The organism is Petrotoga olearia DSM 13574, from assembly GCF_002895525.1.
GTDB lineage: Bacteria > Thermotogota > Thermotogae > Petrotogales > Petrotogaceae > Petrotoga > Petrotoga olearia.
The window spans coordinates 1-13,639 of sequence record NZ_AZRL01000017.1; the positions used below are offsets into that span (position 1 = coordinate 1).

General features: G+C 35.2%; 11 protein-coding genes. 1 reads left to right on the forward strand and 10 read right to left on the reverse strand.

All coding sequences use genetic code 11. From position 1 onward, the window contains the following. Window positions 1-59: 59 nt before the first annotated feature. The 10 genes from X929_RS06525 to X929_RS06570 all read right to left on the reverse strand — a co-directional run bounded on the left by X929_RS06525 (window position 60) and on the right by X929_RS06570 (window position 11,515). A complete protein-coding gene (locus tag X929_RS06525; protein WP_103067230.1) occupies window positions 60-1,445 on the reverse strand; it encodes a flagellar assembly protein A in 1,386 nt (461 codons plus the stop codon). A gap of 16 nt (window positions 1,446-1,461) precedes the next feature. Next, complete coding sequence (locus tag X929_RS06530; protein ID WP_169924990.1) at window positions 1,462-2,292, reverse strand: epoxyqueuosine reductase QueH; 831 nt, start codon at window positions 2,290-2,292, stop codon at window positions 1,462-1,464. Then, window positions 2,289-2,804 (reverse strand): ComEA family DNA-binding protein, encoded by a 516-nt coding sequence (locus tag X929_RS06535; protein ID WP_103067232.1) that lies wholly within the window; start codon window positions 2,802-2,804, stop codon window positions 2,289-2,291. The genes X929_RS06530 and X929_RS06535 overlap by 4 nt, the downstream gene beginning before the upstream one ends. Further along, window positions 2,801-3,565 (reverse strand): hypothetical protein, encoded by a 765-nt coding sequence (locus tag X929_RS06540; protein WP_103067233.1) that lies wholly within the window; start codon window positions 3,563-3,565, stop codon window positions 2,801-2,803. The genes X929_RS06535 and X929_RS06540 overlap by 4 nt, the downstream gene beginning before the upstream one ends. Further along, window positions 3,565-4,554 (reverse strand): dehydroquinate synthase/iron-containing alcohol dehydrogenase family protein, encoded by a 990-nt coding sequence (locus X929_RS06545; RefSeq protein ID WP_103067234.1) that lies wholly within the window; start codon window positions 4,552-4,554, stop codon window positions 3,565-3,567. The genes X929_RS06540 and X929_RS06545 overlap by 1 nt, the downstream gene beginning before the upstream one ends. Before the next feature lie 14 nt (window positions 4,555-4,568). Continuing rightward, complete coding sequence (rpiB, locus tag X929_RS06550) at window positions 4,569-5,003, reverse strand: ribose 5-phosphate isomerase B (protein WP_103067235.1); 435 nt, start codon at window positions 5,001-5,003, stop codon at window positions 4,569-4,571. Window positions 5,004-5,098: 95 nt separating this feature from the next. Continuing rightward, window positions 5,099-5,716, reverse strand: a complete 618-nt coding sequence (lexA, locus tag X929_RS06555; RefSeq protein ID WP_103067236.1) for a transcriptional repressor LexA — start codon at window positions 5,714-5,716, stop codon at window positions 5,099-5,101. A gap of 35 nt (window positions 5,717-5,751) precedes the next feature. Continuing rightward, a complete protein-coding gene (gyrA, locus tag X929_RS06560; RefSeq protein WP_103067237.1) occupies window positions 5,752-8,193 on the reverse strand; it encodes a DNA gyrase subunit A in 2,442 nt (813 codons plus the stop codon). Between the two features lie 30 nt (window positions 8,194-8,223). Next, window positions 8,224-10,161, reverse strand: a complete 1,938-nt coding sequence (metG, locus tag X929_RS06565; protein WP_103067238.1) for a methionine--tRNA ligase — start codon at window positions 10,159-10,161, stop codon at window positions 8,224-8,226. A gap of 358 nt (window positions 10,162-10,519) precedes the next feature. After that, on the reverse strand, window positions 10,520-11,515 hold the full coding sequence (locus X929_RS06570) for an Rpn family recombination-promoting nuclease/putative transposase (RefSeq protein ID WP_103067239.1): 996 nt from the start codon (window positions 11,513-11,515) through the stop codon (window positions 10,520-10,522). A 282-nt stretch (window positions 11,516-11,797) separates the two neighbouring features. Here X929_RS06570 and X929_RS06575 point away from each other — a divergent pair, with 282 nt between their 5' ends. Next, window positions 11,798-13,546 carry a proline--tRNA ligase gene (locus X929_RS06575; RefSeq protein ID WP_103067240.1) on the forward strand — a complete coding sequence of 583 codons (1,749 nt, stop codon included), beginning with the start codon at window positions 11,798-11,800 and terminating at the stop codon, window positions 13,544-13,546. The last annotated feature ends 93 nt before the right edge of the window (window positions 13,547-13,639 follow it).

The window sequence follows — 13,639 nt, forward strand, 5'->3', positions numbered from 1 at the left end:
TAGCGCCCTTTCACCCCGCTCCCCACCCATAAGGAAAAAGTTTTTGATTTACTAGTTTGTTATCTGGGAACATTTGTTTCCTCTTGATAACCGTGAGGAACTATCTCTTCACCATCAAGTTTAAAAACTACCTTTGTCATCGGCTTTGTGGGTATAAATTTTTTCTTATGTATGATTATTTCAGTTCCCGGGTGTACTACTTTTTTTGCGATAATAAATGCAGATTCTCTTGAAGATTGAATTTTATTTTTAATCTCCTCCAGTTTTTCTTTATCTGTTTTTAGCTCTGATATAAGAATTTTATAGGTGTTAAAACATTTCCTGTAGTATTCTATCCTCTTTTCGTCTGCTTTACCTTTTTCTTTTAAAATTTGGATCCCTTTGATTATAGAACTAAGTTTCCTAAGATTTTCAGTATCAAGTGCAATTTTTTGTTCTAATTTGATTAATTCTTCATTTAGATCAGGTAAAACACCCACCTCACAAACAGTTCTGACACCCATTTCGCTTCCCAATATTTCCGCTTCGATGAGGTTGGTAGCTAAGGTATATCCACCTGAAATCTTTCCAGTACCACCTTCAATAATGACGTGTTTACCTGCTTTTATATTAGAATTAACGATGGCTGTTTTAACAATTATGGCTTCTTCTGCTTCAACATTGGCGTTTTCAATGTAATTGCACCTCAAAATTTTTGCCTTTATAGAACTTTTTCCTGCACCTTTTATTCCGAATATATTAGCTTCTCCTTCACAAAATACCGTAGCAGATTCAACCACACCCTTGATCTCTAAATAAGAAGTAGCCTCAACAAAAAACCCCGATTTAACATCTCCGGTGATAATCAACTTTCCTGGAAAGCGAACATTACCTGTAGAGTAGTCTATATTCCCATCTATCTTGTGTTCGTCTGAAACATCTAAACTTATCTCACCATTCGACGCTTCTTTACTGAGAAACTTTCCATCTATCTTTGATATTATTTTATTGTTATTTACTACTACGTTATTGCCAAGTTTTAGTTTTAAATCTTTCCCTTGAATACCTTCGATTTTTTCTCCGCGTACGGTTTTCCCAGGTTCTCCTATACTCGGAGGAATTATCTCTGCCAGTATGTCTCCACTTTTTACGATTATCAATTGGCTACTTTCTTTTAGGTCAACATAGCTATTTTCATTGTTGAGCTTTTCTACAATATTCTGCTGAAAGATTAACTGTGCATCTTTCCCAACCTTGGGGGGTATTCCATACGCGATAGGATATTCCTTATCATATTTGGGTTCAGAGACAATTTCTTCAATAACTTCTGGTTTTATCCCTACTACCAAACCTTTCTCTTTTAGGAAAGATTTTATTCCGCCAATAGTAGGTGGTCGTCCATCGTCTATTAGTTTTAAAGATGCCACCATACCATCTTCAGAGATTCGCAGATCATATTTAGCCATCTAGACTACCCCTCTTTCACCATAATATTACTTTCCCTTTCCAGTTATCGATCTTGTATCTGGAACTTGTAACGATGTTAAAATCTTGGGCTATTTCCTTTTTCATTAAGATGATTTGAGGTTTCAAATATTTCAAAAAGTTTAATCCAACATTTTCTAAAAGTTTTGCTGGAATATCTTGTGGAATTCTAAGCAAGTCTTTTTTGTAATATTTAAAGTATTTTTGAGTTAATTCTTCGCCAATTAACTCAACTAAACTCTTGTAATTTTTTTGCTTAGACTGTTCTTCATATCTTTTTGATTCATTCAAAGAAAAAGAACAACCACAGTAATTTTGACGGTAGATATTGTAAGTCTTACATATTGTTGCCGCCATATGAACTCCGTTATTGGACCTGAAATTTACATACTTAAAAGTAGGATTATCTTCTTTGCCTAAATCGTTCGTTATTTCTAAAATATCGCTGTGAGACTTTCGAGGGGAAGCAAGAAGAGTCGTTGAATACATAGAAAAATTCAACCGTTTAGCTTCAGCTTTCGCCTTTTCAAGCCTCAATTTCATGCATTCATAACATCTATTGAGGGTGTTTTCCTCATTTGCCGTGAGGCTGTTTTCCCTCCTTTTTATCTTTTCTAAAAACTTATCAGGTTCATAATCTCCTTCGTAGAGTTGAAAACCCCAAATATCACTTAACTTCTTAACCTCATTCAACCTTTTTGAATATTCTTGAGCAGGATAAATATTCGGGTTATAAAAAAACACAACGGGATCGTATCCCTGTTCTACTAATTTCCTATAAGAAACCGTTAGATCAGGTGCACAACAAACATGTAAGAAAATCTTCAAAATACTATCTTCCCTTCTATTTTTTCTATCGTAGAAGATGGAATACCAATTTTCCCCAGATCATCTAAAGAGTTTATACGTTTAATAGCCCTATACTCAATTATTTTCTGTGCTGATACTTTTCCTATTCCTGGCAAACTTTCTAATTCTTCACTAGATGCTTCATTTATATTTATTTTATCATCCACTATTTCATAAACAACCTCTGAAAGATAAATATAATCTTTAATATTTGAAAATGTTTTTTCTCCGATCCCAGAAACGTTCATAATGTCCTCTATTTCTCTAAAGCCTTTCTCTTGCCTATAATTTATGATAGCCTGTGCCTTGGCGGGTCCTATTCCAGGTAATCTGATCAACTCTTCAACTGATGCGGATAAAAGATCAATTTTATTTTCCTGCCAACGGTTAGATGCAGCTTCTTCACCCACCTGATATTGATCAAGAGCTAAAATCCCGAGTAAAAAGATTAAAATTATACTTAACACTGGGAAAAGAAGCTTTTTTCTCATTCGGTTTCTACTCCGCTAAAGTATATACCTTTAGTGAATCTGTCTTTTATACCCAAACCGGTTAACTCAAAAACAAGATCTTCATCCATGTTTCTCAAGTATGTTTGGGCTTCGTTATAATTGTCAAACAGCCCCACCAGTATAGACCAATAATCTTCGTTACTCTGTTGAAACTTACCGTTGAAGACAAAAGCAGGGATACCGCCTTGTCTTAAAGCCATAGTTGGGAACATAGCAGGAGCGGGAGTAGTGTATAGGTAAATTTGAATGGAAAATAGGTACTGCTCTTGCTTGCCTTCTTCTAAAGGATAGTCTGCACGATACAAGTAATACTTATCAGCATTTTTAAAAATAAAGTAAGATATATCGTTATTTAAGGCGTACAACGCCTCTTCGAAGACCTCACGCTGATCGTAAAAAATTCTTACCGCACCTTTATTGTACGGTTTTAACATAGTCAGTGAATTGTTCATCAACTGATGATAATCCAGTTCTTGAATGTTGTAACTCGCCCTAGCCATTGTGTTTCCAATCTCAATTTTTGGCAATACTAAGTCTTCTAACACAGCAGATTGAGAACTTGTTTCAACTTCATTTAAAACGTTGACTTGACTATTATCTAACTCTTCAATTTTAAGCTTAAGGTTATTCATCTGACTTTTTAAATATATAGTATACGTTGTCAATGCAAAGGTTATCAAAGGTAAAATAAAAACTAGAACTAAAATCACTTTGAACCAAGTAGGATTATTCTCTTTCATCACACACCTCTCAGTAGAGACTTAAACTCTAAAAGCAGATCTTTCAACTCCCCAAAATTCAAAAGCAAATCTACAAAACCTTCCTCTTTGAGTAATATTTCTCTTATAGGTACGTTGTTCACTTTTGCCCTTATGTTTTGAATTTTTGAGGATTTCAAATCTTCAAAATTCTTTATGTTTTGAAAAATATTTTGAAATCTTTCTTCCTGAATATAACCGAATTTAAAACTCAAAAACACAAGAAATGCAAAAGACAAAGCTTCGTTTTGAACGAAATCAGATTTAACTGAGGTGTCAGTTATGTATTTCATCAATTTAGTACCAGGAAACGGTAAATCGTTAGAATAAATGGACAAAACATATTTAACTGCAGAATATAGATAATCCTCTAAATCTAAGCGAATGAAATTTTTAGAATACTTCAAAGACAGGTTAGCAAAATTATTATCGAACAAAAGTCCCAAAATATACCCCAAGAAAAAATGGTTTTTCATATCTTTTTTATCTAAAAATTTACAAAAATACGGATCTATATAAACTAGATCAGGATAACCGCTTACCTTCAAGAAATTCCTCGTGTAATTCATATCTAAATAGAATTCTCCTGAAACTGGTAAATATATCATAGAAGACAACGTTGTTGGTATAACTGTGAAGGTTCCTTTTGGAAAATCCAAGGTATGAAAAACGAAGCCTGCCATATCAATCAAGGAACCTCCACCTATCACCACTAAATTGCTATAACTACCTTCTACCATGACCTTACACAGTTCTAAATATTTATCGAAATACTTGGTTTCATTCCCGCCTTTGACATAAAAGATATTTTTACCAGACCCAGTCGTTAAATGTTTTTTCAAGTTGGAATCAATTATCATCAAAGTTCCGTATTTCGAAGCGTATCTTTTAGAAAATTCCTCGTAATACCCATGGCTTATGTTAATATTAATATCCTTCTCAAGACCTTTTGAAAAACTAATACTTTTCATTTTTTTCGCCCTTTTTACTTAATTTCGTCAATTTTATCGACACGCCTTTTATGTCTTCCACCTTCAAAATCCGTTGTTAAAAACTTGTCCACCGTCCAAATGGCTAAATCACTACCCATTAGTCTACCTGCTAAAACCAAAACATTAGCGTTATTATGTTTTCTAGCGTATTCTGCCATCGATGGATACAAGCATAAAGCACCTCTAACACCTTTAACCTTGTTAACTGAGATCGACATCCCGATTCCAGTACCACAGATACCTATTCCGAAGTCAACTTCACCTTTGGTTACCTTTTCACCAAGTTTTTTGGCATAATCAGGATAATCGACACTCGCATTAGAATTAGTTCCTAAATCAATTATATCGAATTTCTTTTCTAAAAGATAATTCTTAATCTGTTCTTTCATATCATATCCGGCATGATCGGATGCAATTGCAATTTTCAAGAAAATTCGCTCCTTTTGATTATAGAATGTCGTCTTTAGTAACTCTTGTATTTAGCGCCCCTTCGCCCCGCAGCCCACCCTTTTTAAAAAGTTTCTTATAGCACTCTTATTAAGCCTACCATCTTCCCTTGTATTTTTAAACGATCGGCTTTGACCTTTATCTCTTTCATACTTTTATTTTCTGGTACAAGCAGTACTTCGTTTTCATTCAGCCTTTTATACCTTTTAAGTGTTGCGTCATTACCATCGATCAATGCAACCACTATGTCTCCATCCGACGCATAATCTTGTTTACGTATTAAAACAAAATCCCCGCTTTTGATCTGTGCCTCTATCATAGAATTTCCTTCAACTCTGAGGGAAAAATATTCGTAATTTTTAGGAAAAAAATTAGTAGGTATGGGAATGTAATCGCTAATTGTTTGTATAGCTTCAATAGCATCTCCAGCTGCTATCTTTCCCGAAACAGGGGCTAAAGTCTCCGCAGCGAATATTTCCCCCGATTTTGGCATCATCTTAATACCACGTGACACGTTTTTACGCTCAATGTAACCCTTTTTTTCCAAAATTATCAGATGCTTATGTGCCGCTCTTGGGCTTTTAAAATTAAAATGTTTCATAATATCTCTGATACTTGGGGCAAATCCATTTTTTTCCATATAAGATTTTATGAAGTCCAGAACTTGTGATTGCCTTTTTGTCAATTCTTCCATTTTACTAACCCCTTCCATGCTTAATAATTATAACACTACTCTTCCTCATCAGCTTGAACTTCAATTACTCCCACAACTGAATCGTCTTCATCCAGTCTAACAATTATAACACCTTGAGTGATTCTTCCTAAAACATTTATATTATTTACATTTACCCTAATAGCTTTACCTTTTTTAGTGAATATCAGTATATCCTTTCCATCTTCCACACTCATAGTAGATACTATAGGACCTATTTTTGTTATATCGCGAACTGTTTTTACTCCAATTCCTCCACGATTCTGCGCTTTGTAAGAATGGAAAGAAACTCTCTTCCCATAACCTCTTTCTGTGATCAACAAAAGTTTTTTGCCTTCATCGACCTTCACCACGTTGATCACTTCATCGCCTTTACGCAATTTTATTGAATTAACACCCATTGCGGTTCTGCCCATCTTTCTAACCTGTGAAGAGTTGAACATCAACGACATACCTAGCTTTGTTACAACCAACAAATCTCTATCCGTTCCATCAAGCAATAACACATCGACAACTACGTCGTTATCAACCAGATTGATGGCTCTAATACCATTAGCTCGTGCACTACTAAACTCTCTCAAAGAGGTCCTCTTAACTTTACCTTGTTTTGTAAAAATAAGGATGTCCTTATCGTAATCTCCATCTAAAGATATGGCAACGATACTTTTTATCTCTTCACCTTCATCTAAACTGATGAAGTTAGCGATATGTTTACCTTTTGTGCTTTTCGAACTTGATTCAATTTCGTAGGCGTTTATTTGATACGCTTTACCAGCAGAACTTAATAACATTAATTTAGATAATTTGTTAGTGTATATGACCTCTTTCACATCATCTTCATCAGAAATTTTTAATCCTTTTACACCTTTTCCGCCTCTTCCTTGAACCTTGTATTCCGATGAAGGGATGGCTTTGAGGTAACCCCACTTCGTCAAAACTATTACGACATCTTCATCTTGAATCATTTCAACCTCTTCGGCTAAATCTCCTTTGTTGTACAATATCTCCGTTCTTCTTTTATCACCAAACTTATTCACTACTTCATCGAGTTCTTCTTTGATTACCCCCATCAATCTTTCTTTGTTTTGCAAAATATCCATAGCGTTTTCTATATCTTTGTATAAATTCTTAAGTTCTTCATTTAAATTGGTGGTTTCAAGTTTTGAAAGGCTAATCAATCTCATATCTGCGATAGCTTTTGCCTGTTCTTCACTTACACCTATAGTTTCTTGAAGGTTTTTCAAGGCTTCCTGGGGATTTTCTGAATTTCTAATGATTTCTACCACAGTATCAATACCCTGAACAGCTTTGATAAGTCCTTCGACTATATGAGCTCTCTTTCTTGCCTTGTCTAATTCGTACTGTGTTCTTCTTGTTATAACGTTAACCCTGTGGTCCAAGAAGCTCTGTAAAAGCCCTTTTAAATTCATCAACGTTGGCTTTTCGTTATCTATTACATTCATTTGAACGTAAAAATAAGATTGAAGATTCGTATGCTTAAACAAATCGTTGATCAATCTCTTTACGTTTGCATTTCTTTTCAGGTCTATTACTAGTCTTATTCCTTCTTTATCGCTCTCATCTCTAACGTCTTTTATCCCAACATCTTTCTTTTGTTCTTTTGTCCTAACTACATATTTTACAATCTGTTCAATGATATCGGTCTTAGAAACGTTGTAAGGTATCTCATCAAAGACGATGGAGGTCCCTTTTCCGTCATCCTCGATTCTGTACTTTCCTCTAATAGTTATCTTTCCTCTGCCTGTTTCATACAGATCTTTTAACCCTTCTCCGTCGACAACTAGACCACCAGTTGGAAAATCCGGCCCTTTAATATATTTCAACAGATCCTTTACTTCACATTCTGGTTTTTCTATTAACAATTTTAATGCCGCAACAAGTTCATTTAGGTTGTGAGGTGGGATATTTGTAGTCATTCCCACCGCTATCCCGCTTGCTCCGTTCATTAAAAGATTAGGCAGCCTTGTAGGTAAAACGACGGGCTCACTCAGAGAACCATCGAAATTCTCCCTAAAATCTACAGTTTCTTTATCGATATCCTTGAGCATATACTCTCCCAATTCGGGCATGCGGGCTTCTGTATACCTCATAGCTGCTGGAGGATCTCCATCTATAGAGCCAAAATTCCCCTGTGCCTCAACTAAGGGGTACCTCATAGTAAAAGGTTGCCCCATTCTAACTAGGGCATCATAAATAGCCGCATCTCCATGAGGGTGATACTTACCCATCACCTCACCAACAATACGGGCATTTTTTTTAAATGATGAGTTATGTTTCAACCCCAATTCACTCATTGAGTAAAGTATTCTTCTCTGAACAGGTTTTAACCCATCTTTAACATCTGGTATAGCCCTACTCACAATAACGCTTAAAGAATAAAGTAAGTAAGAAGTTTTTAATTCCTCGGTAAAATCTCTAATAAATATTTTTTCATCCATCTCTTGGCATTACCTCCATTAAGAAATCTTTTAAGAAATTTTCGCACCAGGTTCAACATCTTTATCTACCGTCAGTATACTAAGATTACCGTTTCCATCTTTAGCGGCTAAAAGCATACCTTCGGATAATTCGCCCATCAATTTTGCGGGTTTTAAGTTAGCGATTATTATTATCTTCTTATCGACCAAGTCTTGTGGTGAATAGAAATTCTTGATGCCTGCGATAACTTGTCTTTCGCCCATCTGGCCTAAATCAAGATGCAATCTCAGTAGTTTATTCGATTTTTCGATATCTTCTGCCTTTACTACTTTAGCAACTCTTAAATCTACCTTTTTAAAATCATCTATTTCTATTATGTTTTGAACGTTTACACTTTCTGACATTAATTCGTCCTCCCTGTTGATATTTACTGTTTTGATTATTCTTTTCCAACTTTTCACATCGATTCTTTGGAATATTGGCTCACCTTTTCCAACTTTAACACCACTATGTAATCGATCCTTTTCAAGATTCTCTCTGTTTAAAACTTCCAAACCATAACCAATCTTTTTTAACATCTTTTCGGAAGTATCGGGCATTACTGGATAAATCAAAATAGAAATAACTCGAATAACGTCGAGCAAATTGTATAAAACGGTGGACAACCTATCCTTCTCATTTGGATCCTTACCTAAGATCCACGGTTCCGTTAAATCTATGTATTTATTAGAAAAACGTACGATTTCCCATAGACTTTCAAGGGCTTGTGTAAACTGATACCGCTCCATCAAAACCAAATAAGCGGTTTTCTTACTCTCTAAAAGCTCAATAAGTTCTTCGTCTACCTTATCTTTCCTTTCGGGTTTTGGTATGACACCGTTAAAATACTTTTCAACCATTGTAAGTGTTCTATGCACTAAATTGCTTAGATCGTTAACCAAATCTGCGTTGTATCTAGTAATTAAGTTTTCTTCCGAAAAGTCTCCATCTCTGCCAAACGCAATATCCCTCATCAAGTAATACCTGATCACATCTCTACCATATGCGTTCATAAGAACTCTCGGATCAACGGCATTTCCCAAAGATTTTGAAATCTTTTGTCCGTTGACAGTTAACCATCCATGTGCGAACACCTTTTTTGGCAAGGGGAGTCCCACTGACATCAACATAGCTGGCCATATCAGCGAATGGAACCTGTTTATTTCTTTTCCAATAAGATGCAAATCTGCAGGCCAGTACCTGTTGAATTTTTGTTGATCATCAGAATAGCCAATCGCACTCACATAATTAATTAACGCATCCACCCACACGTACACCACATGTTTGGGATCGCTCTTTAAGGGAATCCCCCAATTGAACGTAGTCCTTGTTATACTAAGATCTTTTAATCCATTATTCAAAATTTGTAGCATCTCGTTTTTTCTAAACGAAGGTTCAACGAAATCCGAATTATTTTGATAATATTTCAACAACGGTTCGGTATATTTAGAAAGTTTAAAAAAGTAATTCTCTTCCTCCACCCATTTCAATTCTCTATTACATTCAGGACAAAGCTTAACGCCATCTTGAGTAATTATCTCAGATTCATCCCAAAAGGATTCATCGTGTATGCAATACCAGCCGGCGTATTTCCCTTTGTACACATCTCCATTCTCCATCATCTTATCAACGAACATCTGTACGGTTTTTACATGATAATCATCGGTTGTTCTTACAAAATGATCGTAACTAATCCCCATTTCATCCCATAAATCTTTAAACTTTGTAGAAAGAGAATCAACATAATCCTGTGGGGGTATATTCTTCTCTTTAGCGGCTTGTAACACCTTTTGCCCATGCTCATCAGTTCCCGTTAAAAAGAAAACATCGTACCCCATCATTCTCTTAAATCTAGCAATTATATCTGCAACAATCGTAGTATATGCCGAACCAATATGTGGTTCACTGTTAACGTAGTAAATCGGTGTAGTGACGTAAAACTTATCCATTAATGGCACCTCCAAAACTGTTCAACCTTCATTCTATTATCTAATTGTTAAGCCTAAAATATTATATCACATTGAGAATGTTTTGGTATTCTCATTTATTCTTTCAGGGGGAACTTTTGAAAGCTCACTTTCCTTCCTTATGGGCGGGGAGTTGGGTAAAGGGGTCGCAGGTCCCTTCCTTATGGGTGGGGAACGGGGGAAGGGCGCTATCTATAAAGTCCTATAACCTCTAAAGTCATTATACTAAAAATATTTAATAAAATTATTAAAAAAATATCACCCCTCATATAACAAATTAGAGGGGTGATATTTATCACATCACACTTCACATAAAAATCGTAAAATCTCCTTACTATAACTACTTCAATACTTCTTTTAATTCTTCTATGGTTATTTCAAATATATTGTCGATTATTTGGTTTATTTTTGCTTCTTCAGCTTCTTTTATCTTTTCTTTCAGTTTTGTGGTTAATTGTCTACCAAATCTTTTGCTTAATAGCTTTATAGCTACTTCTTTTCTGTCTTCAAGTTTTCCTTTTTCAATACCTTCTCTTTCACCTTCCAATTTACCTTCGTTTCTTAACTTTTCGGCTAACGTCATAACTATTTCACCCCTTCCAGGCATTATTTCTTTTTGTACCTTTAATATATCTTCTATCGTTATATCTTCCCTTACGTTTAGTAGGTAGATCATGCACCCTTCAAACCATTCATGTACCTGTTCTTCTGGTAGTTGGTTTATGTATGCGAATACTATTGCTAATCTTTCTTTAAATTCTTTTTCGGTCATTGCAGTTCCTGCTCTCATTGCTTCTAATGCAACTTTCGTCGCTGTTAATCCTATTATCCTTTTTTTCCCTTTGATTGAGAAGTCACATATTTCATATCGGTATGTTGGTAAGTATGTTTTTAGTTCATCTGGTAAATCTTCTATCCCTTGTACCATATTTGATAAGTTCGTTTCTACGTTCCAGATTTCTCTCCCATGGTATATTACTATTGGTATTATTATCGGAACCTTTTTTGTTTTGGGATCGTATTTTTCTTCCCATATGCTTGTAATGTATCTCAACAGTTGAAAGATTACTTTCCCTTCAATGTAGCTTTTGTGTTCCATCAGAATGTATACGTATCCATCTTGTCCTTTTATCTTTGTTTTGTACAACATGTCTGAGAAGCTTTCTTTTAGATTTTCATCAACATGACTGTTGTTTTCAGGAGTTAAATAATCTAGGTCTACTATTTCTATTGCTTCTTGAGGTAGATAATTTTGTAAGAAATCTCGTGCTATATTTGGGTCACTGAAAATCCATTTGAAGAATCGATCGTGAGGATTGTACACTAGCTCGTTCATATCTTGCCTCGCTTTTTATTAAATTTTGTTTGCCTAATTTAATTATACCATATCTTTTTGAAGGTGTGCTCTCTTATCACATAACTCCTGTATAATGAGCTTTATAGCGCCCTTCCCCTTTCTCACCACCCGTGAGGAAAAGGATCTTTTTATTTTTTAATTTAATTGTACTAACAGACTCAATATATTTATTACAATAAAAATTTAACTTAACAATGTTTCTATGATATAATTTCTCAAAGTACAAAATATTAAATATGCTAAAAAATCGGAGGGATAATCTTGAGATTTTCCAAACTATATGCTCCTACTTTAAAAGAAACTCCATCTGATTCTGATATAAAAAGTTACGAGTTATTGATCAGAGGAGGATTTATTAGAAAGATTGCATCAGGTGTTTACAGTTATCTTCCCCTTGGTTGGAAGGTTATAAGAAAAATCGAACAGATAGTCAGAGAAGAAATGGAAAAGATAGGTTCTCAAGAGATCATGCTGCCCATAATACATCCTGCAGAACTCTGGAAAATGACGGGAAGATGGGAAGATTACGGACCAGAATTGATGAAACTCAAGGACAGACACGATAGAGAGTTTACTTTAGGTCCTACGCATGAAGAAATAATCACATTTTTGATGAAAAATGAGCTCAGATCGTACAAACAGTTCCCCGTCAACCTTTTCCAAATAGCCACTAAATTTAGAGATGAAATAAGGCCAAGGTTCGGGGTGTTAAGGGCAAGAGAGTTCATAATGAAAGACGCCTACACCTTTCACACCGATTACGAATCATTGCATGAGTACTATCAACATTTCTATGATGCCTACTCAAATATCATAAAAAGAATAGGCTTGAAATATGTCGTTGTAGAAGCTGATACAGGTGCAATTGGTGGTTCTTTCTCTCATGAATTTCACGTACTGGCACAAAATGGTGAGGGTGAAATATTTTACTGTGAAGAATGTGGCTATGCAGCCAGTGATGAAAAGGCAAGATCAAGCGAAGATTTTTCTGTAGATAAAGATGAAGTTCTCAAAGAAATGGAAAAAGTAGATACACAAAACGCCAAAAGCATCGAAGAAGTGGCAAAATTCTTTAACGTCTCTGAAAAGAAGTTAATAAAATCGATACTATTAAGATCCAGTAAAGGATGGGTGATGGCTCTAATTAGAGGCGACTATGAGATAAACTTAGCCAAGATCAGGTCCGTTCTTCAAGATCAAAGTCTAGAACTAGCCGATCCACAAGACGTTCTAAAAGAATTTGGCGTAAACGTTGGATTTATAGGTCCAGTAAACATTCCAGAAAATGTCAAGATAATTGCAGATCTAAGTGTAAAATCCATAAAAAATGGTGTTATAGGGGCTATGGAAGAAAAAAGGCATTACATCAATGCCAACCCTAATAGAGATTTCAGAATAGATTTAATGGAAGACATTAGATACGTAAAAGAAGACGAAAAATGTCCAACGCAAGGATGTAATTCTACACTCAAACAGACAAGAGGCATAGAAGTGGGCCAAATTTTTGAATTAGGCGACAAATACTCTTCAAAAATGAACGCAGTCTTCACCGATGAAAATGGAGAACAAAAGCCTTACATAATGGGATGTTATGGCTGGGGGGTATCAAGAACCCTAGGGGCCATAGTTGAACAATTAAACGACGAAAACGGAATAATCTGGCCCAAGAGCGTTGCACCTTTTGAAGTGGCAATAATACCTGTTGCCATGAACGATGAAGCAGTAGTTAGCACATCTCAAGAAATCTACAACTACTTTTTAAAAGAAGGAATAGACGTTATTATAGACGATAGAGAAGTCTCCGCTGGATTTAAGTTCAAAGATATAGATCTAATCGGGGTACCTATAAAAATTATTATAGGCAAACGTTTAAAAGAAGGAAAGATTGAGTTAAAACAAAGAGATAAAGAAGAAGGCACGTTGATAGAGTTCAAAAATGTAAAAGAATTATACGATAAAGTAAAAGAAACATTAGAAAACTATGATCCAACTCAAAATTTAACAATCTAACACATTCCTTATGGGTGGGGAGCGGGGGAAGGACGCTAATAAAATTATTAAAAAAATATCACTTCTCATAAAAGAGGAGTGATATCTCTATTA